The organism is Methylobacter sp. S3L5C (assembly GCF_022788635.1).
GTDB lineage: Bacteria > Pseudomonadota > Gammaproteobacteria > Methylococcales > Methylomonadaceae > Methylobacter_C.
Window position 1 is genome coordinate 1486887 of sequence record NZ_CP076024.1, and the last position, 23139, is coordinate 1510025.

A 23139-nucleotide genomic window follows, 5' to 3' on the forward strand; every position below is an offset into this window, starting at 1 on the left:
GGCACGCTATTGCAGAATGCCAGAGCTTGCAGGGTACAGTCGCCAATAAGGATGTTGGCGACTGGTTGAGCTTATCTTACTTGCTTTCAGTAGCAGGTGCTGCAGTTGGCGCCTCAGTAGTCGCTGGTGCGGTAGTGCTGGTAGAAGATTCGGGTGCTGCAGTTGTCGCAGGTTCTTCGGCTTTGTTACAGCCAGCCAAAAATGCTAAGGTAATCAGAGTAGTAGCGATCAATAATTTGTTGTTCATAATAGTTTTCTCTTTAAGTTTAAAATTGATACATAGCATATTTTTCAAAAAATGCCAGGTAGCTGTCATGCTAACACAAGAGTTACTTGTATTGGCAATAAAACAACCGTTATTAAGCAGTTCTCGATTATCGGTATTTAGTGCTTGTCGTGTTGTATTTCTAAGCTAAATATTCCCTGATTAGTCACTAGTTGAGCAGGCATTACAATGCTTGGGCGCTTAACGTAAGCTGAATGGCTTTGCCAATAAAATAATGGTTTCTATGCCAACTAGTGAGTAAATTGCACGCTTTAGTTAAACGTTATATTATAACGTTTAATTTTCAGTAACTGATTTTTTGCCATGACCATTCATAACCCCTCCAACCAGAATACTTTGCAATCTATAGAGCATAATCATAACGACTGTGTCAGTGAAGCCCTTGTTACTGCTGAGCATTTATGTGTCGATCGCGGTGTGCAATTAACGCCCATTCGTCATAAAGTATTGGAGTTAATCTGGGAAAGTCATAAAGCCGTTAAAGCCTATGAACTTCTGGATCGGCTTAAACCTTTGCAACAGGCAGCAAAACCCGCGACTATTTACCGTGCGCTGGATTTTTTGATGGAGCAAGGTTTAATTCATCGCGTAGAAAGTCTTAATGCTTTTGTCGGTTGTCGTTGCTCCGGTCATCAGCATGAGCAATTATTACTGATTTGTAAGCTCTGCCAGGAAGTTGAGGAGCGCAATGCCAAAGAGGTGATGTTGGCTTTGTCAGAGGAAACCCGGCAAGCCGGTTTTATTGTCTACAGTAAAGCCATTGAAGTTCATGGTATTTGTGCAAAATGTCGGGATTTATCGACTGAGTAATGCTGATTATTGGGCAGGATTTAGATCTTTCAGGTTTTTAAGCCCTGAAAGATCGGGTGTTGTTATCTATGGGTAATTAGCTGTTACAAATACTGCGTAAGTAAGTATTCACCTCCCCCTTTGAAAAAGGGGGATTAGAGGGGGATTTATCTAATAAAATCTCCCCTAACCCCTCTTTTTCAAAGAGGGGGACTGAATAGTTACTTGCGTAACAGCAGTTATTAATATTGTTGTAATGGCGATCAAGTAAACTGAATACAGCTAGCGTAGTTTATTATCTTCGTGAAACTCGCAAGCCATGATGGCGTGTTTTTGTAAAAGACTTTCCTTATTAATACGGTGTTGTTTCGATTATTAAATTGCAAGTACAATAAATAATATTTGCAATATGTTATGTTATAACATACCTTATGCGCCATAGCAGTACAAACTTACGCTCATAATTTATATCGAATGAGTCACTGAACACGCAAATTGCTTGTTTTGCCATTAATTTTCGTTAACTTAACCATTTTATGAATAAAAAACTTGCCATTTTTTTCTTATCGACAGGCACGATAGGGTCTAATGCCTTGGCTGCTGATAATGACATTTACAAGATGAACGATGTGTACATCACCAGCACGGGTTTAAAACAGTCAACTTCAAAATCAGCCCGCCCGGTAACGGTATTATCAGGCAATGATTTACAAACAAAAATCGGCACAACCATTGGTGATACCTTGAAAGATGAGCTGGGAATTACCAGTCAATCGTTTGGTCCTGGAGTTGGAACGCCGGTTATTCGCGGTCAATCAGGGCCGCGTGTACGGGTTATGCAAAATAGCCTGGGCAACAATGATGTTTCGTCTTTAAGCCCCGATCACGCCAATGGTGTAAACCCGATCATCGCGGAACGAATTGAAGTTTTGCGTGGCCCTTCCACCTTATTATATGGGAATGGCGCTATCGGCGGCGTAGTGAATGTTATTGATAACCGTATTCCCGAACAAGTCCCTGATAAAGAATTGGGCGGTGCCGGGATGCAGCGCTATGACACGGCAACTGATCTGACCTCAAGCGCGCTTAAGCTTGACGGCGGCAAAGGCCCGTTTGCCTTCCATGTCGATGGTTTTTATAACGATCAGGGTAATACCCATATTGGTGGGCAGCCAATAGATGAAGCAGCTGCACGTGCCACTGATCCTACCCTTCAAGGTACGCCGGTACTGGATAATCCAAAAGGCGTTATTAATAATTCAAACGGGCGCTCTCGTGGTGGATCGGCAGGTGCATCGATAATCGGTGATGTTGGTTTGGTGGGGGCGGCTATTAACAGCCTGGAAAATAATTATGGTATCCCGCCAAATGGTACAGGCGGTGCGCCAATCAGGGTTCAGATGAACCAAACCAAGTATGACTTTAAAGGCCAGCTCAATAAACCTTTCGCACTGGCCGAAGAGCTGCGGATGAAATTCGGTTACACGGATTACAAGCATGTTGAATTGGATGACGGCATGCCTGCGACAACCTTTACCAATCAATCTTACGAAAGCCGTCTTGAGCTTCAGCATCAGCCCATAGGCATCGTGAAAGGTGTCTTGGGCTTTCAGTCGGTTAACAGCCAGTTTGCAGCGCTGGGCGCTGAAGCGCTGGTACCCCAATCCGCCATTGATTCTTATGGTTTGTTTGCGGTCGAGTCTTTTAAAATTAAAGACGTGACTTATGAGCTGGGTGTACGCGGTGAATGGCAAGGTATTACGCCGGAAACTACCTACAGCAGTGTTTCCTATGTACCGCTTAGCGGATCGGTTTCAGCGCTGTGGGACATTACCAAACAGCATCAGCTGAGTCTGGCGGTAACCCAATCGCAACGGGCACCACAAGTACAGGAATTATTTTCCAATGGTGTGCATGAGGCCACCATGAGCTATGAAAAAGGCGATGTAAACCTGCAAAAAGAAATTTCTTATAATCTGGATCTGGGTTATCGATTTAATGCCAACTGGATGACGGCCGAGTTTAATTTGTTCCATAATTGGGTTAATGATTACATTTATCAGCAGCAAAGCGGCAATGTGTTTAACGAGGATATGGAAGATTTTGAACTTGACTGTTCAAATCCTGGTGCTTGTCTGCCGGTATTACAAAGTGCCCAAGCCAACGCCATTTTTCGTGGTTTTGAAGCCAAGACGGTATTCCCGTTGATGCAAAACAGTTATGGTGCCGTCGATTTAACTTTATTCGGTGACTATACGCGTGGCTCGTTTGATCAGGGCGGCAATGTTCCGCGTATGCCGCCACTGCGCTATGGCTTGCAAGTGAGTTATGAAAAAAATGACTGGTCAACCGATGTAAAGTTGACGCGAGGAGAAGCGCAGAATTATGCGGGAGAAAATCAATCAGACACACCGGGTTATTTACTGCTAAATGTGGGCGGACAATATAATTTGGCGACCTTCCACAATTCCGAGGTCATGTTGTTTGCAAAAGGTAAAAATTTGCTTAATGAAAGTATACGCAATTCAACCTCCTACTTGCGTAATTTTGCACCTGATCCAGGGCGTAGCGCTGAAATTGGCATTCGCATGAGTTACTAAAATAATTTCACTACGAAGACACGAAGAACACGAAGTTTTTTTGTGTCTTTCTTTTGCATCCCGGAATTTGTAACTCCAGACTTGGGGATTAATTCTTGGATATCACCTAAATAAAGTGTCAACTACCTTTGGGCTTCTATGAAGGATGCCCAAGGTGTGAAGTTTTTTCTTTGTGTTCTTCGTGTCTTCGTGGTGAATAAGCTTGTCGCAACGCTTAAAAAATTTGTATGCGCCTAAAGTTTATATCCAGATTCATAAATTTCAAATAATTATATTGAAGCTTGCGTGCCGTATTGCTTTTGACTGACTGATTTTGGTAAATCGAATTGGTAATATCTCTTTTTGCTTCCAGCCAGTCACGCATTTCATTACCCGGAGAAAAGCTGCGTTTTTCTGCTTTGTAGTAAGCGGCCTCGGCAATCATGGTGTCAAAATTAGACGGTTGAGCAAATACTGGCGCAGGCAGGGTAAAGCCAAATTTTATCAGGTTAACAAGGTCCTGTGGTGAGTTTTCTTTGATACCTATTTTAGCCGGATTTTGCTCTACCAGTGTCCCGAAAAGTCGATCCCAAAGTGATAAAACAGCACCATAGTTACTGTCATGTTCATGTCGTTCAGTTGAGTGATGAGTGCGGTGCAGGTAGGGGACTACAATGATATGGCCCAGTAGTTTTTCACCTTTGAAGGTAATGTTGGTGTGATGAAACATGATGAACAGGGTCATTATTAGCTCGCTGATCATTAGCATGGCTTCTTCTATGCCTAGAATAACAACCAGAACAGCTTTTAAAATGTGGGTAATAAAAAGTTCCAGAAAATGTATTCTAAATGCAGTTGAAATATTTAAATAAGGATCATTATGATGCACTTTGTGAAACATCCAAAGACAATCAACCTTATGACTGGCTATATGCCAGAGATACATCAGTAAATCAAGCGACAAAAACGACAGGACGGCTTTCCATCCCGAACTTGATACTGAGCTAAGTAGTCCCTTGTCTGAATAACGTTCGGCCAGTATCAAAAGGGATGAGGCAGATACCAGTGACATGGCGACACTATTAATAACGAACAAGCTAATGTTGGTTTTATAGGATCGGCGTAAGTGTTTTGTGGGTAGTTTATCCCGTGGGGCACGAATCTCAAGGGTTGATAGTATGGCGAAAGCCATAAGCAGGGTTAATGCCAGCACTTCTCCGGGAACGACTGTTGGCCATTTAAAATCAAATTCAAGTAAATTAGTTGGGCTTAACATAGTTATTTCCTCATCTTAAAGCTGATAGGCACCTAAATGGTAAGTAATCTAAATGACGTTTTGATGACAAATATTTCATCAAACTTTATCTACTTTCCTTATCTTAACTGTCAGCAAATTATGGGCCATAAGCTTGTCAGATTACTCTTAAATCCAGAGGGAGTTGTTGTAGGCCTTAATAGCTAAGGGGTTGATGCATGGGTTACTTGTTTGAGGGCTAAGATCATGACTAAAAACAGTAAGCTTTTAATTACAGAAATGATTCAATTGAGTGCAATTGTATGGTTTATCTGCACCAATAAGGTATTATTTTTAATGATTGTGACTCAAATATAAACATATTGTGTTCTGTCAGGTGATTCTGTCAGTGTTGGATTTATGTTGCTTGAGTGTTGTTTTACAGGCACTCAATGTGGTTCATTATTAATAGTCGGCAATCAAAGAAAGTACTGGGATATTGAGTGCTAATAATAAAGCGTAAAAGATATTCTAAAAACAGGCAAACAGTGATTGTGCGTGCAGCACTGCTCCAGATTTTATAACGGGTATTGGGCGAGCATCGCCAAACCGATAGTGTCCACCAGACGATGGGTAATAACAGCATTCCATGCACGGTTTTCCAACTGGCTATGGTGTAAGTGACGTTCATTATCCGGTAATCAATATAATAAAGTACAATATTGACCAGCAGGAAAAATGGCCAAAAGGCACGCCATAATGCCGAATTTCCTTGCCACGCAAAATGTAGAAATTTATAAACAGTATTGCCGGGCTTGTTGTTCCATTTTTTATTAACCTCCGGTGTACAAAAATAAACCAGAAAAAAAATGGCCACCAAAAACATAATCGCCTCAACAACAGAAAACAGGCTGGTATAGGTAAATATTATCGGTAACGTATTGATAAACATATTTAGTGAGTTATTTAAAGTGTCCGATTCAAAAGTTGGTCGATTTGTCTGAAGGCAATGCCATTAAAATTTTAACAAAGTGAGTGCCACTATTAATGATAAGTCGTCCTGTACACAAGATATTTATATACACCGCTTTGCCTTGTGAGGCAAAGCCTTTGGCAGAATATTTCAATTTAAAAAAAGATATTACCATTCAGCCATTTTCCGTCTATGTCAACCAGGACATTTGCCTGACGGTAACAGGGCTTGGCAAAAGCGCAATGGCCGCCGGAGTCGCTTATACTCAAGCACTATTTACTTCGGTTCAGCATCCGGTTATGGTCAATATTGGTATCGCCGGTCATAAGGATCATCCCTTGGGCGGTCTGTTTTTAATCAATAAAATTATCGATATTGATAGCCAAAGAAACTATTATCCGTCCTTAACTTTTACGCCGCCTTGTCCTACTAGCAGCATTCAGACTGTATCAAAATCACTACCCGTTTATGATCAGTCAAATCTTTGTGATATGGAAGCTTCTGCTTTTTACGAAACAGCCGTGCGTTTTACGTCAAGTGAGTTGACCCTTTGTCTGAAAATTATTTCAGACAATCAATTATCACCGGTAGGCAATATTCAACCTAAACAGGTTGCCGGGTTAATAAAGGCGCATCTTGCTTTGATTGAATCATTACTCACACAAGTCGTTGCAACGGCAGCATCGATAACGGTATCTGAGCCCAAGTTGTTTGAGTCTTTGATACAGCGTTATCATTTTACCGTCAATGAGCGTATGCAATTAAAAAACCAGTTATCACGCTGGGATAGTATTACGGATTACCAATCTCTTGAGTTTGATAATGCTCCGTTTAATTGTGGTAAGGATGTGCTGCGCTGGCTGGATTTAAAAATCAATAATACTGACTTTTATTTATAACGGTTTTCATACCTGCTTAAAAAAAGAAGAATGCATTTTTGGTCACAGCGACAATGCCGATATAAACAAAACAGGCCATGGCGCCAACAAATGCAGCCCAGCGGACTGTTCCGCGATTATGCATGGCAACGACACCCAAGCCAATATAACCAAGTAAGGCGATTATTTTGGCAATAATCCAGCCATATTCAGTCGCTAACCATCCGCCTTGAAAAACCAGTGTGATACCGCTCACAAGTAGCAGTGTATCAATGACATGAGGGGCAATCTTGAGGGCTTTTTGTTTAAGGATTGCCGGATGCGTTTCGGACAGAATGATTCTTCCGACAAAGCTGGAAATGGATAGCAAGATAAAGGTAAGGTGAAAAATTTTAATCATGTTGTTTCCAAGTGGTTTATTTCCAAGTTTGACATTATAGCGTTGCCTGTCAAGAAAAGTAGAGATCTTAAAGTGTCTGCGCAAGTAAATAGCGTTTATTTTGAGAAGTTTTTTAAAAATCGGATTGATATTTTAGTTATGGTCCTAATCAAAAAAGATTGGCAAGGCGGACATTAATTTTCAGGTTTGATGTAATGACTAATAGCTAAAAGGGTAACTCTGTTAATAGCTTAGGTGATATCCAGAAATTAAACTACTCAAGTGGCGGAGGATTTCTGTTTATTGACAGCGACTGCAAGTATGCAGGATTGACGTAGTGGTTTGCGTAGTTGTTTTGTTAGAGCAGTCAATGAATAAAAAAACCGGCAAGCCGGGTATATCATTGGAGGAAATTACTTAGGTTAAAAGTTTGAAAAATTGATTGATGGCTTGCTTGCCAATTTTACTTTACTGTTAATTGTATAGTAATATTTTAATTGCCGCTTAGTCGGCGTTCATTTTATGTTAGAAGAGAAGTCGACGGTATAATTTGATTAAAGTCAGGTCATTTAATGATTTTTTAAGAAAATATCAGTGATAAATTGATGACATAATATAAAAATGATGACATAACATAAAATAGTGTGGCATAATCTGCAAAAATTGTGGCTTTTATGCTACGCTAGCATCTGAATATCCGGAAGCAATGGGTATTAAGATGATAGAGCTGGTTTTTTTACTTTACGATTTGCCGTTTTTATTTAAATATTTAAGGAGAATGTTATGTTAAAAAGACACTTGTTTGCTCTTGCAGCACTGTCAAGCCTGGGTTTTTTGCCTATGGCTCAAGCCGCTGATAAAGTCGTAGATGACAGATTTTATATCGCCCCTTTTGGTACATTTTTACAGCCCGGCGGTGATCGTCAGTCTGATAACGGCTGGGGCGGCGGTATGGGCTTTGGCAAGATGATTGATGAGCATTTTAACGTTGAGTTAAAAGGCTTTTATCAAAACTTGCATGGCGGCACATACGGCGGTACTGATATGACCGGTGGTATTGCGGAAGCGCAATATTACATTATGCGTGATACCTTTTCACCTTATACCGTGCTTGGTTTAGGTGGAATGAACACCAGTCATAATGGTGACAGCGGTGCAGGCTTGATCGGTGAAGCAGGTGCCGGTTTTACTTATGAAGTGAGTGATAACTTCCTGCTTCGTAGTGATGTCCGTTATCGTTACAATCAAAATTTCAATGCCAACCTACAACCTGGTACCAATGAATTTCATGACATGGTTGTGAATGTCGGCTTTGTTATTCCGTTGGGCGAGAAACCTAAAGCACCTGAGCCTGTAGCTGCTCCAGCTCCTGAGCCAACGCCTGTAGCTGTTGCAGATTGCTCGACTATGGATGACGATCAAGATGGCGTTAATAATTGCAATGACAGATGTCCTACTACCCTGCCTGGCGTTCAAGTCAGCGTAAAAGGTTGCTGGATTGTTGATGTGAAATTTGACAACGACAAGGCTGTTGTTAAGTCAGAATACTTCCCAAGTCTTGATAATACGGCTAAAGCAATCCAGGAACATCCTGAATTAGCCATTGAAATACAAGGCCACACCAGTAAAACCGGCGGATTCAAGCACAATATGTTATTGTCTGAGCGTCGTGCATTAGCAGTTAAAAAATACCTGGTTGATGGTACTCATTCACCTAATCTGACTACTCGTGGATATGGCTGGACTCAACCTATAGATACCAACGATACTGAAGAAGGACGCGCCAATAACCGTCGCGTACAATTGGAAGTTGAAGGACAACCTCAGCTACCTTTAAATCCTTAAGTAAGGATTATTGATATTGCAAGGTTGGTAACTCTTTAAGTTTTTTAAGAGCTGCCAAAAATAAAAACCCGCTTTATAGCGGGTTTTTTTTTACCTGAATATGCACGATGGTGGTTATTTTTATTCGTTTCACCATACCAGTTTACTATTTGATACCAGTAAATTGCTGGTGGATTTTATATTTTTACACGCCTTATATTTTAGGTTGTCTTGCAGTATCTGTCCGATTTAGTAGCGCTGCTTTATAGTCATTATTGTGGCGATTAATCTATAAAGATTATCAGTGGATAAAATAGTGATTTTTACTTAAAATGTCCGATAAATAATTACTTTCAGTAACCAGTCTGCATAAACCGCTCTACTTCCAGTAAGCAGTTTATAAAGATGTAAGCTAATCAAACATAAGCCTTATGGAACAACATACTTTAATCCTTGGAATCCCTAACTTCACTTACGCCGATTTATACGATGCCGCACGTCTAAAAGATTTACTGGATGTATTTGATGCGTCAATTAAAACGCATGATGTTGAGCTCTATGATAAATTTTCCGCCTATCGCCAAAGTCAGGGCGAAGGCCTAAAGCCGGAGGAAATTTCTGACTTGCTGGTGAGTATGGGGCCTTATGTTGGCCAGTTTGTTGCCAAGTTATTTAATGTATCCGAACAGCATCAAACGCAAAATCTTAAAATTAAAGATGAGATCGACACGATTTTTAACTTTAAGAACGAAGTCGTAGAAAAGCTAGGTGTTGTGTTTAAAGGCCAGGATACCAGTGATTGGGCTATTTCTTCTATCTTGAATCGTTTTGATTTACTGATTGAGGCGGGTTTCCCGGAAGCCAATCAAGATAATGATCCTGAGCACCGGGTTGCGCGTGTCGGAGCGGTTATTGGTTTATTGTCCAGCCACTATAAATTGCTTGCCAAGGGTAAAGTCAGTGAGTACGAAAATGCCGATGAGCAAGTCTCTGCTTTACGTGCAAAGCTGGCGGCTCATGAGCTGGCGGCAACTGAATTTGACGAAATCATTAATGCGCCGGACGCTGCTGAATTTATTAGCGGCTTGATGGATGTCGTACAGCGCTGGAGCTTTGTTGCCCAGGAAGATAACGATATAGTCGCTGACTGGTTAAGTTTTAAATTTCCTGAAAAACGCGATTTTGAAAATTTGGTTGAACACGATACCGTTGATCGTGGTGAATTTACTGCGTGGATGGGTGACTTGGAGCATCGTCGCCGTAGGGACGGTTTTAAACTGACGGATCCACGATTTAATCAACGCCAGGTATTGTCAGAAGTTAATCATTGTATCTATTGCCATGAACGCGATACCGATTCGTGCTCAAAAGGCATGCGTAACAAGAAAACCAATACCTTTAAAATTGATCCACTGGGTGTGACGACTATTGGCTGTCCGCTGGATGAAAAAATATCGGAAATGCATCTGGTTAAGCGTAATGGCGATAATATTGGCGCGTTGGCCATTATCATTATTGATAATCCGATGTGTCCGGGTACCGGCCATCGTATTTGTAACGAGTGCATGAAAGGATGTATTTATCAAAAAACCGATCCGGTTAATATTCCGCAGATTGAAACCAATGTCCTGACTGATGTGTTGTTCATGCCTTACGGCTTTGAAATATACGGCTTGCTCACCCGCTGGAATCCGTTAAATGTTAAGCGCCCCACCATGTTGCCTTATAACGGTAAAAATGCCTTGGTGGTAGGATTAGGTCCTGCCGGCTATACCATGAGCCATTATTTATTAAATGAAGGTTTTGGTGTTGCCGGTATTGATGGCTTAAAACTGGAGCCTTTGCCTGTGGCTTTAACCGGCGATGCAAATAATTTGCCGGTACCGATTGTTGATTTTAACGATCTTTATGAAGATTTGGATAAACGCATTCTGGCAGGTTTTGGCGGTGTGGCTGAATATGGTATTACCGTGCGCTGGGACAAAAACTTTCTAAAAGTGATTTACCTGACGCTACAAAGACGTGAAGCCTTCCGCGCTTATGGGGGTGTGCGTTTTGGTGGTACATTAACTATTGATGATGCCTGGGGTATGGGGTTTGATCATATTTGCATCGCGTCGGGAGCGGGAAATCCAACCATTATCGGCCTGAAAAACAATTTGATGCGCGGCATACGTAAAGCCTCGGACTTTTTGATGGCGTTACAATTGACCGGTGCCGCCAAGGCTTCTTCAATGGCTAATTTACAGGTGCGTTTACCTGCAGGTGTTATTGGTGGTGGTTTGACAGCAATTGATACCTCTACTGAATTGATGGCGTATTATCCTGTGCAGGTTGAAAAAATCCTGCATCGTTATGAAAAGCTGTCTGAGACTTATGGTGAACAGACTGTTCGTGGTCGTTATGATAAAGAAGAAACCATTATCCTCGATGAATTTCTGGAGCATGGTAAAGCCATACACGCAGAACGCCAACGCGCCGAAGCTGAGGGCGAATTGCCGCATTTTCAACCGTTGGTGGAATCCTGGGGCGGCGTAACGCTGTTTTATCGCAAAGGCATGAAAGATGCGCCTGCCTATCGTCAAAATCACGAAGAAATTAACGAGGCACTGCAAGAAGGTATTGCATTGGCAGAAGGCATGAGTCCGCTCAGTGCAGATGCTGATGAATACGGGCATTTAGAGGTCGTAGAATTTGAAAAGCTGACGTTGGAAAATGACGGTTGGAAGAGTTCAGGACAAATTATCAAAGTTCCGTTACGCAGTTTATATGTCGCGGCAGGAACATCACCGAATATTATTTACCAAAATGAATATCCCGACACCTTTGTTATGGATAAATGGTTTTTCCAGCGCTATGAACCCGAATGGACAAACGATACTGTTGAATTAATACCGATGAGCGATGAAGCGTTCCCAAAGCTGGGCAAGCCTGCGCCGCTGACATCCTATCAAAAAGACGGTAAATTTATCAGTTTTTATGGCGATAATCATCCTGTCTATGCAGGTAATGTTGTTAAGGCCATGGCCAGTGCAAAAAATGGTTACCCTTATGTTGTTAAATTATTTGAAAAACAATTGGCAGGCTTAAATTCGGCGCAACAGCCGGAACGTGATGCCGACTTAAAAGCCTTGTTTGCACGTTTGGATTCAGCGTTTAAAGCAACTATTATCGCGATTAACCGACTGACGCCAACAATTATTGAAGTTATTGTAAAGGCGCCACTGGCTGCTGAAAAATTTCATCCGGGGCAATTTTACCGCGTACAAAATTATGAAGCTTTTGCGCCAACCGTTGAAGGTACCGTGTTGGTTGCTGAAGGTTTGGCGCTAACCGGTGCGGAGGTTGATAAAGAAAATGGCACGATTTCCTTGATCGCACTGGAAATGGGGTCATCATCTCGTCTTTGTGCGACCTGGAAAGTGGGCGATCCGCTCGTTATCATGGGCGTAACCGGAACACCGACTGAAATACCTACCAAGCAAACCGTATTGCTAATCGGTGGTGGTTTGGGTAATGCCGTACTGTTTTCTATTGGCAAGGCATTGCGTGCTGCCGGTAATCGCGTGATTTATTTTGCGGGTTATAAAAATACGCAGGATCGCTTCAAAATTGAAGACGTTGAAGCGGCCGCTGATCTGGTTATTTGGGCTGTTGACAAAGGTACTGATGTGATTGCTATTGAACCCACACGTCCGCAAGATAAAACTTTTGTCGGTAATATTTTGGAATGTATGGTTGCTTATGCTCAAGGTGATTTGGGTGAGCAGCCGATTTCGCTGGCTGATGTTGATCACCTGGTGGTTATCGGCTCGGATCGTATGATGGCAGCAGTTAAATCGGCCCGTTTTGATGTCTTAAAACCCTATCTTAATAAAGCTCATCATGCGGTTGGTTCTATCAACTCACCCATGCAGTGCATGATGAAAGGTATCTGTGCCCAGTGTTTGTGTAAACACGTTGATGCCGAAACGGGCAAGGAATATTTTGTTTATTCTTGCGACAACCAGGATCAGGATTTGGATAAAGTTGATTTTCCACATTTAAATGCACGTTTACGACAAAATACCGTGCAGGAAAAGCTGTCTAATTTGTGGCTGGATTATTTGCTGGAAAAGCAAAAATCTGGAGAAGTAGCATAGGTTGGATTAGTAGATAGCTGTAACCCAACATGTCGATGTCGGCAATGTTGGGTAATAGTGCAGTCACATGCAAAAGTCAAACAGCACAGCAACAAATGCCTAATGCCGTTATAAGGAATTTTTTTGAACAATCAAACACTTTGTCTCTGCGGCTCGGATATTGAATATCAACAATGCTGCGGGCCATTTCATTCCGGTGAAACAATACCGGTAACTGCCGAAGCCTTAATGCGTTCGCGTTACAGTGCTTATGTTTTACGCAATGGGGTTTATTTACAGGAGACTTGGGAGGTAACCAGACGACCTAAGGCGATAGATTTTTCCAGAGAAAATATTGCTTGGTTGCGGCTGGAAATTACTGACATAAAAAAAGGTGGAATTAAGGACAACAAAGGCGTGGTGACATTTAAGGCCTTTTATATACAGGATAATCAAGAGCATGTCATGACTGAAATTAGTCGCTTTACAAGAACAAATGGGCGCTGGTTTTATCTTGATGGGGTTATTAAATCAATGAGTAAAGTTGATCAGCAAACTAATCAGGGTAAAAATGCACCATGTTCTTGCGGTAGCGGGAAGAAATTTAAGCGGTGTTGCGGGGTTGGGTGAGCAGTTGTATTTCTATAGTCTTGGTAATATTTTATAGAAGGCAATGGTTCAATAGTAAGGATTTAATTTATTTTACAATGATGACAAATAATAGCTGAAGTTTACTATAGATTGGATAATTTTGTGTAGTAGAGTGTTTGGTTTTAGCCATACACCCTACTATGAAAATTGTAATAATTCATTGGATGTAAAAAGATTAACGAAGATTATTGAAGTTATTGGCTCAATAATGCCAATGTTTCATTGGATCCCAGCGGCGTGATTTGCACTGAAGCAATACCTTTGATGCCAAGTTTTTTGGCGGCAGCATAGGATAAATCCATTGCTCTTCTGCCATGAAAAGGTCCTCTATCATTGATGCGAACAACAACGCTACGATGATTTTTCAGGTTGGTGACTTCTGCGTAAGATGACAGAGGCAATGTTTTATGTGCCGCAGTCATTGCATACATGTTAAATCTTTCACCATTAGCGGTTTTTTTGCCATGAAACTCGGCACCATACCAAGAAGCTTTGCTTTGATGATTGTCATGTGAATGTGCTTTTGCCGCATGACTCTTATGACGACCTGCCGCTTCTGCAGATTGTATAGGGTTGGAAAGATAACTGCATATAACAACTAAAGAAACTGCTAGTATCAGTTTGTTCATAAATAAAAAACCTTTGTAATTAAAATCTATGGCCTGTTTCATAGGTGGCCATTTATAAAGAATCCAGAGGATTGGCTTGTGTCCAACTTGTCCTGATCCTAGTTTTAAAGCACTAAAGCAATTGTTTTGCTTTGAGTGTATTTTTAATGCGAAACAATTTTAACTTGGCGAGTCTTAAGGCTGCCTTAAATTGTAACGCAGGGTTAAAAAATACAGGTTAATAATAATCAATGGGTTATCTGTATATGCCAGGTGATTTTTGGATGTCTATTCTTTGATAAGTCACGTCTGATCATGTACGAAGAGCTCAGGATGATTAAGCGGGCAGGTTTTTCGAACAGGTTTTAAACGGTAGTAATATGGCTGGTTTTTTTTAGATGTTTCATGCTATGGGTGGCATGAGGTGCCTGTTTTTTAGGATTAAAGCCAGTCCAGGCTTTCAGTTGTTGTGCCAACCGGTTTGTATTCAGCGCCAGTCCATCCGGTATAAGTCGACCTTTCAATAACCGAGAAAAGTCGTTCAAAATTAATCTGTCCTGTACCTGGTTGGCCTCGTCCCGGGCAATCTGCAAATTGAATGTGACCGATTTTATCAGCATGTCGAGTAATAAATTCATTGGGCTTGTCACCCATCCTATGCATATGGTAAATATCGTATTGCATCAATAAATCAGGATGATTTAATTGCTTTAACACATTCAGCATTTGTTCGCTGTTATGGATAATAAACCCTGGCATATCATGGCTGTTAATGGCTTCAAAGACGGTTTTAATACCCAGTGATGAAAAAGCATCGGCAGCAAAATTCAGGTTTTCTTTAAAAGTTTCCAGATAGTCCTGTTCTCGTGTTTTATTAAAGCAACAGCCAGGTAATATATTGATGGCTTCCGGCTTTAATAGTGCAGCATATTTCAGTGATTGGGCGACCGCCTGACGAAATTGGTCTGTTTTTTCCGGTACACAAGCCAGCCCTTCGCCGCCATGAAGAAGGTCGCCCGCGTCTACATTAAATAATATTAATTTTAATTGTTGCTCTTCCAGAGTTTTTTTAAGGGTTTCTGCGCTCAAGCTATAAGGAAATTGTATTTCAACAGCATCAAACCTGCTTTGCTTTGCTGCTTTGAAGCGATTGATAAGTTCTACTTCAGTAAATAACATGCTTAAATTAGCCGTGAATTTAAGCATCGTTTTTAGTAAACAGTTTAATTAAAGTTGAAGGGTTTTGTTCCAAATAGCCATGACTGCCATGCAATTGCATAAGCTGCGCCGCCAGACTGGACATAGGGATAGCATTGCCTTGTTTAATGCCTAAATCAACTGCCATATTCAAGTCTTTTAACAAGGTTTTAACTCGCCATTTAACGGGTTCAAAAGTAGTTGTTGCCATTTCCGGGCCGACGATTTGCAAGGGTGTAGAATCAGCAAAGCCACCGGATAGCGCTTGCGGTATTTTCTCGGCAACTACCCCGGCTTGTTGGGCTAGTGCGATCATTTCAGCGATAACCAAAACATTGCAACTGACAATCATTTGGTTGCAGATCTTGGTGACCTGGCCGCAGCCTGTGTCGCCCATGTGGGTCAATTGTTTATAAAGCGGAGCCAGGACCATGCGGGCAATGTTGATATTTTCTATGCTGCCCCCCGCCATAATTGCCAGACTGCCTTGTTCGGCTCCGGCAACACCGCCTGAAACGGGTGCATCGACCCAAGACATCCCACATCGATTATGTAGCATTGCCGCTAGTTGTCGGGTATTTTCCGGGTGGATGCTGGATAAATCAATCAGCAACTGGTTTGCTGAACCGTTTTCCATAATAGCATTGCATACAACCGATTCAACAGCCAGAGTATCAGCCAGGCACAGTAAAATAATATTGGATGTTTTGACTAATTCAGCAACAGATGAGCAAGCCTTCGCTCCCGCATCAGTAACGGGTGATAGTTTTTCAGGACTGCGATTCCATACGTTGACACTAAAGCCGGCATTTAACAAGCGCAAGGTCATGGGATTGCCCATTAACCCGATACCTATGAAGCCAAGAGTGGGTTTTTTATCGAGCATATTTGTTTTTATGGATTTGGTTGTCATTGATTTTGAATTTAACGTCATACAAAACGATCTTGCAGCTAACTATAATGCAGGAAAAAACAGTAAATTAGCAATAGTTTGTCTTGATTGCCTGACATTGGTTGGCTCTGCTTGTGTTTGATAATTATAAAAGAAAAAATTAAACGATTTTTTAGTCATGGGTGCATTTAACGAAGAAAAATGCCGGATAATTTTTTGTCTTAAAGTATAATGGGCCGATATTATAAGTGACTCCAAGTCAGTGAATGAAGGTGCTTTATTAAGTCAGAAGAGTAACGCCTTTTAAAGGTTGCTATGTCTATGCGCTGTTGGTTTTATTCTAAATAGTGAAGCTTTTTAATGAGAGCCTTTCATTTTATATAATGAAAATTGTATTTAGAATTTGACGCTGTTATTTTTTCCCTATATTATTTCACGGTTATGTTAGATAGATTACCCGAATATATAGATCCTTTACATCTCGCTGACAAGCGTGGTGAATTGAAGGGTCAAATACCATTAAAAAATCTGGATCGGTTGGCGAAAATGCTGATTAACGACACCGGTACAGTTACTGTCGACCTTTTTTTTGGTCGGGAAGGGCGACTGGCCAAAGTTGAGGGGCATATTAAGGCTGTTTTGGAACTTGAGTGCCAAAATTGTCTGGAGGCTGTTGACTGGCCTATTGATTGTACGATCAAATTAGGTATTGTTAACTCGATGGATCAAGCGAACAGATTGCCTGAAGATTACGAACCATTGATGGTTGAAGAAGAAAAAATTCTTCTTAAAAATATTATTGAAGATGAGATATTGCTCATATTACCCGCTTTCCCAAAGCACCAACATGCTTGTTTTGTCCAGAAAATTGACAATAACAGCGTAGATCCATTAGTGAATGACGAGTCGTCATCCCCTGAAAACCCTTTTTCCATTTTAGCCAAACTTAAAAACACTGGAGATTTATAATGGCCGTACAGAAAAGCAAAGTGTCACGTTCAAGACGTGGTCAGCGTCGTTCACATGACGCCTTAACAGCAAAAGCATTAACTCAAGATCCAATCACTGGTGAAATGCATTTGCGTCATCACATGACTCCGGACGGTTACTTTAAAGGTCGTCAGATAGTAGGCGCAAGCGAAGAGTAATCGTTTTTTTTGCTCTGAAATGATGCTATGCCGAACCATATCTGGTTCGGCTTCCTTTAATAACTGCGGAGTTGTTCGTCGGCGTGAGTTTAACAATTTCAATTGATGCGATGGGCGGGGATCTCGGTCCTAAAGTCACCATTCCGGCATCATTGGATTGTTTAAAAAACAATCCAGACTTAAAACTGATTTTAGTAGGCGATGAAGCTGTTATTAAACAGTTAATGCCATCAGAATTAGCCGATTATCAAGACAGACTCACTATCTATCATGCATCCCAGTGCGTTGATATGGATGAGTCACCATCCAAGGCGCTTAAAAATAAAAAAGATTCATCAATGCGGGTTGCTATCAATATGGTTCGTGATGGCCATGCCGATGCTTGCGTGAGTGCTGGTAATACTGGCGCTTTAATGGCAACTGCGCGCTTTGTTTTGAAAATGATTCCAGGGATTGACCGTCCTGCCATTATTTCTACGTTACCATCAATTCATGGGCATACTCATGTGCTTGATTTGGGAGCAAATGTAGATTGTACTGCGGAGCATCTTTTTCAATTTGCCATTATGGGCAATGAATTGGTTAAAGCGGTTGATGCAATTGATAACCCAAAAGTTGGTTTGCTCAACATCGGCGAAGAAGATACGAAAGGTAATGGGCAGGTTAAAGCTGCTGCAAAATTATTGGAAAATTCATCGTTAAATTATATTGGTTATGTAGAAGGTGACTCTTTAAATGCCGGGCATATCAAAGTTGATTTGATTGTTACTGATGGATTTGTTGGTAATGTTGCGCTTAAATCAATTGAAGGAGCGGCCAAAATGATTGGCTTTGGATTAAAAGAGGCCTTTGGCAAAAACATTTTAACCAAGCTGGTTGGTTTGCTTGCCTATCCGGTTCTTAAGTCGTTTAAACAGCGTATAGATCCTCGTTTGTATAATGGCGCCAGTTTTTTGGGTCTTAGGGGATTAGTTATTAAAAGTCATGGTGGGGCGGATGTTCTTGCTTTTAAAACGGCTATTCAGCTTGCTGAAATTGAAGTTAAAAAAGATGTCATTAGAAAGATAAGCGAGCAAGTAGAGAAAATCTTGGCTCTGAGAGAGATTGCATGATTCGTTATTCAAAAGTAATCGGTACTGGTGGTTATCTTCCAGAAGAAATTCGCACTAATGAACAAATATCAGAGACTGTTGACACCTCAGATAGCTGGATATATGAACGGACAGGCATTAAAAGCCGTCGAATTGCAGGGCCGAATGAATCCGCTGCCAGCATGGCCGAAATTGCTGCCAGACAGGCCATAGAGGCCGCGGGTTGCGATCCGGAAGATATTGACTTGATAATTGTTGCAACAGGCACGCCTGATCTCGTTTATCCGAGTACAGGTTGCTTGCTGCAGCAACGTTTAGGCATTAAAAACGCCGTTGCTTTTGATGTGCAGGCCGCTTGTTCAGGATCGATTTTTGGCTTGAGTATTGCCGATCAATATATCAAGTCAGGTGCAGCCAAGACGGTGCTTGTTGTCGGCACTGAAATTTGTTCGCGCATTGTCGACTGGACGGATCGGGGTACCTGCATTTTATTTGGCGACGGAGCGGGGGCTATATTGTTGGGCGCTTCAGACGAGGCGGGTATTTTATCTACGCATATTCATTCCGATGGGGAATATAAAGATTTGTTGTATTGCCCAAATCCTCACGTTGCTACGGATGCAAATAAGCATGAAGCTGCTTACATCAGCATGTGCGGCAACGAGGTGTTTAAAGTCGCTGTTAATACCCTGGGCCGGATTGTCGATGAAACGCTGGAAGCAAATAATATGGAGCAGTCGGATATTGACTGGCTGGTTCCCCATCAGGCAAATATACGAATCATTGCCGCGACCGCTAAAAAATTAAAAATGTCCATGGACCAGGTTGTGGTGACGCTTGAAGATCAGGGTAATACCTCTTCTGCTTCGGTGCTGCTTGCCTTCAATGAAGCGGTTCGTGATGGCCGCATTAAGCGAGGACAAATGATCTTGCTTGAAGCCTTTGGCGGCGGATTTACTTGGGGTACTGTGTTAATTAAATACTAAAACAAGCATTTTTGAAAATGAGCAAGCAAATGAACAACTTGGCTTTTATTTTTCCCGGGCAGGGTTCCCAGTCTTTGGGTATGCTGTCGGATTTGGCGGTCAACCATGATGAGGTAAAGCATACCTTTGAGCGTGCCTCTGATGCGCTAGGCAAGGATTTATGGTCTATTGTGGTCAAGGGGCCAGAAGAGGATCTTAATCAGACGCAAAATACACAACCTGCCATGCTGGCTGCAGGTGTCGCCGTTTGGGAGGTTTGGCGTAAGCATAGCGCTATTCGGCCAGGCTGGATGGCAGGACATAGTCTTGGAGAATATACTGCGCTGGTTTGTTCAGGTGCCATGTCTTTTGAAGATGCTATAAAGCTGGTTGCAGTGAGAGGGCAATTAATGCAGGACGCTGTGCCTGTTGGTGTCGGATCAATGGCGGCAATTTTGGGGCTTGACGATCAACAGGTTGTTACTATTTGTGCTCAGGTTGCCGAAAATGAGGTGGTATCTGCAGTTAACTTTAATGCGCCTGGTCAAGTAGTTATCGCTGGTAATCTTGCTGCTGTTGAAAGGGCAATGCTTGCGGCTAAAGAAGCAGGGGCTAAGCGCGCCCTGTTATTGCCGGTTAGTGTGCCTTCTCATTGTGCCCTGATGCAATCAGCTGCTGATAAGCTGGATCAATATCTGCTGAATACAGTTATTGATGAGCCGAAAATAACTCTGATTCATAATGTCGATGTGGCTTCACATACTATGCAGGAATTAATTCGTCAGGCATTAAAAGAGCAGTTGTATAAGCCGGTGCGCTGGGTTGATACCATTAAGCTGATGCAGGATAGAGGTGTCACCCGTTTTGTTGAGTGCGGTCCTGGCAAGGTATTAATCGGGTTAAATAAGCGCATCGCCAAAGAGGCTGAACATTTTTCCATGTATGATCCTGAATCGTTAAATAAAGTATTGGAGCAATTCAATGGTTAAGCAAATAGCCTTAGTAACCGGTGCAAGCCGAGGTATCGGCAGGGCAATCGCCGAAAGATTGGCAGATGACGGCTTTTTTGTTGTCGGCACTGCAACATCAGATGCTGGTGCTGATTTAATTTCCGTTTATTTGGACGGGAATGGCAAGGGTATTAAGCTTGATGTTTCTGATGCTGAATCTGTTGCACAAGTTATCAAAGAAATTAATACCGAGTTTGGTGCGCCTACTGTATTAGTTAACAATGCCGGTATCACCAAAGATAATTTGTTGATGCGGATGAAAGATGATGAATGGGATGACATTATCAATACCAACTTAACATCTGTTTTCAGGATGAGTAAGGCGGTGTTACGCGGGATGATGAAAGCCAAGACAGGCCGTATTATTAATATTTCATCTGTGGTCGGGTTTACCGGTAACGCAGGTCAGGCGAATTACGCGGCTGCAAAAGCCGGAATGATTGGTTTTGCCAAATCAATGGCGAAAGAAGTTGGGTCGCGTAATATTACCGTTAATACGGTTGCTCCCGGATTTATTGATACTGATATGACCCGGGAATTAAATGATGATATTAAAAATGCCCTGTTGGCATCGATTCCTTTGTCTCGATTAGGGGAGGCAAAAGAAATTGCCCACACTGTTGCATTCCTTGCTTCTGCTGGTGCTGGTTATATTACCGGTGAAACCTTGCATGTAAATGGTGGGATGTTTATGCCTTAATATGGTGACAATGTTGGAATCTTTAGTATAATTGCCACGCCGTCTGGATTTGCCGGAGACGTGATTTCTAGTAAAAACTAATAACAATACCAGTGTAATTTCTAATAATTGAAAATTTACATTGTTTGAGGATAATAATTATGAGTAACATTGAAGAACGAGTAAAAAAGATTGTTGCAGAGCAATTAGGTGTTAAAGAAGATATCGCTATCGATGCTTCATTTGTGGATGATCTTGGTGCCGATTCTCTGGATACAGTTGAACTCGTTATGGCTCTTGAAGAAGAATTTGAATGCGAAATTCCAGACGATGAAGCTGAAAAAATTACTACTGTTCAGCAAGCTATTGATTACGTAGGAAAACACGCGTAATAATGATTATAAGAGGATGAACTTCTGGTTCGTCCTCTTAGTCGCTGTTTGTGAATAATTGTGCAACGTGTACTTATTTATTCTGTAAAATTCTGGGTTGTCAGTTATATTTAAGACAATCTTCAGATCATTATCCCATCATCTTCTTCTTCACTTTTCTTACGGTATACTACATTGAGCAAACGTCGAGTTGTAATAACTGGATTGGGTGCGGTTACGTGCTTAGCCAACTCTGTTCCAGAAACCTGGGATGGTATTATTAACGGTAAAAGCGGAATAACACCAATCGATTCTTTTGATATTTCTCTTTTTGCCAGTACTTTTGGTGGTGTCATAAGAAACTTTGACATTGCCCAGTATATTCCTGACAAAGATGCCAAGCGTATGGATGGTTTTATCCATTACGGCATAGCGGCGGGTTCTCAAGCCATTGAAGATTCAGGCCTTGAAGTTACCGAGGCAAACGCAGAACGTATTGGCGTAGCGATTGGCTCAGGTATTGGCGGCATCACCGGCATTGAAGAATGTTATGCCACTTATGAGAAAGGCGGACCCCGCCGCATTTCCCCATTCTTTGTTCCTGGCAACATTATCAATATGATTTCAGGTAATCTTTCCATTAAATACGGGTTAAAAGGACCTAATTTTGCCATTGTTACTGCCTGTGCCACAGGTACGCATAACATTGGTGATGCCGCACGTTTAATTAAATATGGTGACGCCGATGTGATGATTGCTGGCGGCGCGGAGCGCTGTACAACATCACCGACAGCTATGGGTGGGTTTGCTTCCTCCAAGGCGCTATCGCGTCGTAATGATAACCCGCAAGCGGCAAGTCGTCCCTGGGACAGGGATCGTGACGGCTTTGTCTTGAGTGATGGTGCGGGCGTCGTTGTTCTTGAAGAACTGGAGCATGCCAAGGCTCGTGGTGCAAAAATTTATGCTGAATTAGTCGGTTATGGTATGAGTTCTGATGCTTATCACATCACAACGCCTTCAGCTGGTGGTGAAGGTGCGGCTAGGTGTATGAGAAATGCGCTTCGTGATGCGGGCATAAACACCGATGCTGTTGATTATATTAATGCCCACGGTACCTCAACACCGGCAGGTGATGTCGGTGAAACTCAAGCAATGAAAGCTGCATTAGGCGATTCTGCCTATAACGTGGCAATCAGTTCGACAAAATCCATGCTTGGTCATATGTTGGGCGCTGCAGGCGGTATTGAGGCAGTCATTACGGCACTAAGTATTCAAAACCAAATTGCTCCGCCAACCATTAATCTTGAAAATCAGGATCCTGAATGCGATCTTGATTTTGTACCGAATACGGCAAGAAATATGAAAATTGACATCGCCATGTCCAATTCGTTTGGTTTTGGTGGTACAAATGGTTCTTTGGTTTTTAAGCGTTACGAGTAAGACAAAGGCGCGAGTATTGCGCCT

At 41.9% G+C, this 23139-nt stretch carries 21 protein-coding genes; 14 read left to right on the forward strand and 7 right to left on the reverse strand.

All coding sequences use genetic code 11. The features are described from left to right. Positions 1-76: 76 nt before the first annotated feature. Positions 77-247 (reverse strand): hypothetical protein, encoded by a 171-nt coding sequence (locus tag KKZ03_RS06910; RefSeq protein WP_243220785.1) that lies wholly within the window; start codon positions 245-247, stop codon positions 77-79. A 342-nt stretch (positions 248-589) separates the two neighbouring features. On the opposite strand from KKZ03_RS06910, the gene KKZ03_RS06915 reads away from it, so the two are divergent. Beyond that, positions 590-1096, forward strand: coding sequence for a transcriptional repressor (locus KKZ03_RS06915; protein WP_243220786.1), 507 nt, complete (start codon positions 590-592; stop codon positions 1094-1096). Between the two features lie 515 nt (positions 1097-1611). Next, positions 1612-3675 carry a TonB-dependent receptor gene (locus KKZ03_RS06920; protein WP_243220787.1) on the forward strand — a complete coding sequence of 688 codons (2064 nt, stop codon included), beginning with the start codon at positions 1612-1614 and terminating at the stop codon, positions 3673-3675. A 214-nt stretch (positions 3676-3889) separates the two neighbouring features. On the opposite strand, the gene KKZ03_RS06925 is transcribed toward KKZ03_RS06920, so the two are convergent. After that, positions 3890-4930, reverse strand: a complete 1041-nt coding sequence (locus KKZ03_RS06925; RefSeq protein WP_243220788.1) for a sterol desaturase family protein — start codon at positions 4928-4930, stop codon at positions 3890-3892. A gap of 397 nt (positions 4931-5327) precedes the next feature. Then, on the reverse strand, positions 5328-5840 hold the full coding sequence (locus tag KKZ03_RS06930) for a hypothetical protein (RefSeq protein WP_243220789.1): 513 nt from the start codon (positions 5838-5840) through the stop codon (positions 5328-5330). A 158-nt stretch (positions 5841-5998) separates the two neighbouring features. Here KKZ03_RS06930 and KKZ03_RS06935 point away from each other — a divergent pair, with 158 nt between their 5' ends. Further along, complete coding sequence (locus KKZ03_RS06935; protein ID WP_243220790.1) at positions 5999-6760, forward strand: hypothetical protein; 762 nt, start codon at positions 5999-6001, stop codon at positions 6758-6760. 16 nt (positions 6761-6776) lie between these two features. Here KKZ03_RS06935 and KKZ03_RS06940 read toward each other — a convergent pair whose 3' ends face one another. Next, positions 6777-7139 carry a SirB2 family protein gene (locus tag KKZ03_RS06940; protein ID WP_243220791.1) on the reverse strand — a complete coding sequence of 121 codons (363 nt, stop codon included), beginning with the start codon at positions 7137-7139 and terminating at the stop codon, positions 6777-6779. A 762-nt stretch (positions 7140-7901) separates the two neighbouring features. Here KKZ03_RS06940 and KKZ03_RS06945 point away from each other — a divergent pair. From KKZ03_RS06945 to KKZ03_RS06955, 3 genes are all read left to right on the forward strand, one after another. Beyond that, a complete protein-coding gene (locus KKZ03_RS06945; RefSeq protein ID WP_243220792.1) occupies positions 7902-8963 on the forward strand; it encodes an OmpA family protein in 1062 nt (353 codons plus the stop codon). Between the two features lie 410 nt (positions 8964-9373). Next, the gene (locus KKZ03_RS06950) at positions 9374-13084 is read left to right on the forward strand and encodes a pyridine nucleotide-disulfide oxidoreductase (RefSeq protein WP_243220793.1); all 3711 of its coding nucleotides are present in this window, start codon (positions 9374-9376) and stop codon (positions 13082-13084) included. Positions 13085-13207: 123 nt separating this feature from the next. After that, on the forward strand, positions 13208-13693 hold the full coding sequence (locus KKZ03_RS06955) for a YchJ family protein (RefSeq protein ID WP_243220794.1): 486 nt from the start codon (positions 13208-13210) through the stop codon (positions 13691-13693). 215 nt (positions 13694-13908) lie between these two features. Here the strand turns inward: KKZ03_RS06955 and KKZ03_RS21885 are convergent, their stop codons facing one another. From KKZ03_RS21885 to KKZ03_RS06970, 3 genes are all read right to left on the reverse strand, one after another. Continuing rightward, positions 13909-14385 carry a septal ring lytic transglycosylase RlpA family protein gene (locus KKZ03_RS21885; RefSeq protein ID WP_305852368.1) on the reverse strand — a complete coding sequence of 159 codons (477 nt, stop codon included), beginning with the start codon at positions 14383-14385 and terminating at the stop codon, positions 13909-13911. A gap of 378 nt (positions 14386-14763) precedes the next feature. Continuing rightward, positions 14764-15528 carry a hydroxypyruvate isomerase family protein gene (locus KKZ03_RS06965; RefSeq protein ID WP_243220795.1) on the reverse strand — a complete coding sequence of 255 codons (765 nt, stop codon included), beginning with the start codon at positions 15526-15528 and terminating at the stop codon, positions 14764-14766. Continuing rightward, entirely contained in the window at positions 15521-16405 is an 885-nt protein-coding gene (locus KKZ03_RS06970; RefSeq protein ID WP_243221557.1) for an NAD(P)-dependent oxidoreductase, read from the reverse strand. The genes KKZ03_RS06965 and KKZ03_RS06970 overlap by 8 nt, the downstream gene beginning before the upstream one ends. A 447-nt stretch (positions 16406-16852) precedes the next feature. Between KKZ03_RS06970 and KKZ03_RS06975 the strand changes: the two genes are divergently transcribed. The 8 genes from KKZ03_RS06975 to fabF all read left to right on the forward strand — a co-directional run bounded on the left by KKZ03_RS06975 (position 16853) and on the right by fabF (position 23115). Continuing rightward, positions 16853-17380, forward strand: a complete 528-nt coding sequence (locus KKZ03_RS06975; protein ID WP_243220796.1) for a DUF177 domain-containing protein — start codon at positions 16853-16855, stop codon at positions 17378-17380. Further along, a complete protein-coding gene (gene rpmF, locus KKZ03_RS06980; RefSeq protein ID WP_243220797.1) occupies positions 17380-17559 on the forward strand; it encodes a 50S ribosomal protein L32 in 180 nt (59 codons plus the stop codon). Before KKZ03_RS06975 ends, rpmF begins: the two co-directional genes overlap by 1 nt. Positions 17560-17642: 83 nt before the next feature. Further along, positions 17643-18671: a phosphate acyltransferase PlsX gene (gene plsX, locus KKZ03_RS06985; protein ID WP_256452000.1), complete on the forward strand. Its 1029-nt coding sequence runs from the start codon at positions 17643-17645 to the stop codon at positions 18669-18671. After that, complete coding sequence (locus KKZ03_RS06990; RefSeq protein ID WP_243220798.1) at positions 18668-19636, forward strand: beta-ketoacyl-ACP synthase III; 969 nt, start codon at positions 18668-18670, stop codon at positions 19634-19636. Before plsX ends, KKZ03_RS06990 begins: the two co-directional genes overlap by 4 nt. A 17-nt stretch (positions 19637-19653) precedes the next feature. Continuing rightward, positions 19654-20604 carry an ACP S-malonyltransferase gene (fabD, locus tag KKZ03_RS06995; protein WP_243220799.1) on the forward strand — a complete coding sequence of 317 codons (951 nt, stop codon included), beginning with the start codon at positions 19654-19656 and terminating at the stop codon, positions 20602-20604. Continuing rightward, a complete protein-coding gene (gene fabG, locus KKZ03_RS07000; protein ID WP_243220800.1) occupies positions 20597-21325 on the forward strand; it encodes a 3-oxoacyl-ACP reductase FabG in 729 nt (242 codons plus the stop codon). The genes fabD and fabG overlap by 8 nt, the downstream gene beginning before the upstream one ends. A 140-nt stretch (positions 21326-21465) precedes the next feature. Then, positions 21466-21696 carry an acyl carrier protein gene (gene acpP, locus KKZ03_RS07005; protein ID WP_243220801.1) on the forward strand — a complete coding sequence of 77 codons (231 nt, stop codon included), beginning with the start codon at positions 21466-21468 and terminating at the stop codon, positions 21694-21696. Between the two features lie 174 nt (positions 21697-21870). Continuing rightward, a complete protein-coding gene (fabF, locus tag KKZ03_RS07010) occupies positions 21871-23115 on the forward strand; it encodes a beta-ketoacyl-ACP synthase II (RefSeq protein ID WP_243220802.1) in 1245 nt (414 codons plus the stop codon). Positions 23116-23139: the final 24 nt, after the last annotated feature.

Coding starts and splice junctions, on each gene's coding strand:
- KKZ03_RS06910 (WP_243220785.1), bottom strand. CDS start 247: ATGAACAACAAATTATTGATCGCTACTACTCTGATTACCTTAGCATTT.
- KKZ03_RS06915 (WP_243220786.1), top strand. CDS start 590: ATGACCATTCATAACCCCTCCAACCAGAATACTTTGCAATCTATAGAG.
- KKZ03_RS06920 (WP_243220787.1), top strand. CDS start 1,612: ATGAATAAAAAACTTGCCATTTTTTTCTTATCGACAGGCACGATAGGG.
- KKZ03_RS06925 (WP_243220788.1), bottom strand. CDS start 4,930: ATGTTAAGCCCAACTAATTTACTTGAATTTGATTTTAAATGGCCAACA.
- KKZ03_RS06930 (WP_243220789.1), bottom strand. CDS start 5,840: ATGTTTATCAATACGTTACCGATAATATTTACCTATACCAGCCTGTTT.
- KKZ03_RS06940 (WP_243220791.1), bottom strand. CDS start 7,139: ATGATTAAAATTTTTCACCTTACCTTTATCTTGCTATCCATTTCCAGC.
- KKZ03_RS06945 (WP_243220792.1), top strand. CDS start 7,902: ATGTTAAAAAGACACTTGTTTGCTCTTGCAGCACTGTCAAGCCTGGGT.
- KKZ03_RS06950 (WP_243220793.1), top strand. CDS start 9,374: ATGGAACAACATACTTTAATCCTTGGAATCCCTAACTTCACTTACGCC.
- KKZ03_RS21885 (WP_305852368.1), bottom strand. CDS start 14,385: ATGAAACAGGCCATAGATTTTAATTACAAAGGTTTTTTATTTATGAAC.
- KKZ03_RS06965 (WP_243220795.1), bottom strand. CDS start 15,528: ATGCTTAAATTCACGGCTAATTTAAGCATGTTATTTACTGAAGTAGAA.
- KKZ03_RS06970 (WP_243221557.1), bottom strand. CDS start 16,405: ATGCTCGATAAAAAACCCACTCTTGGCTTCATAGGTATCGGGTTAATG.
- KKZ03_RS06975 (WP_243220796.1), top strand. CDS start 16,853: ATGTTAGATAGATTACCCGAATATATAGATCCTTTACATCTCGCTGAC.
- rpmF (WP_243220797.1), top strand. CDS start 17,380: ATGGCCGTACAGAAAAGCAAAGTGTCACGTTCAAGACGTGGTCAGCGT.
- KKZ03_RS06990 (WP_243220798.1), top strand. CDS start 18,668: ATGATTCGTTATTCAAAAGTAATCGGTACTGGTGGTTATCTTCCAGAA.
- fabD (WP_243220799.1), top strand. CDS start 19,654: ATGAGCAAGCAAATGAACAACTTGGCTTTTATTTTTCCCGGGCAGGGT.
- fabG (WP_243220800.1), top strand. CDS start 20,597: ATGGTTAAGCAAATAGCCTTAGTAACCGGTGCAAGCCGAGGTATCGGC.
- acpP (WP_243220801.1), top strand. CDS start 21,466: ATGAGTAACATTGAAGAACGAGTAAAAAAGATTGTTGCAGAGCAATTA.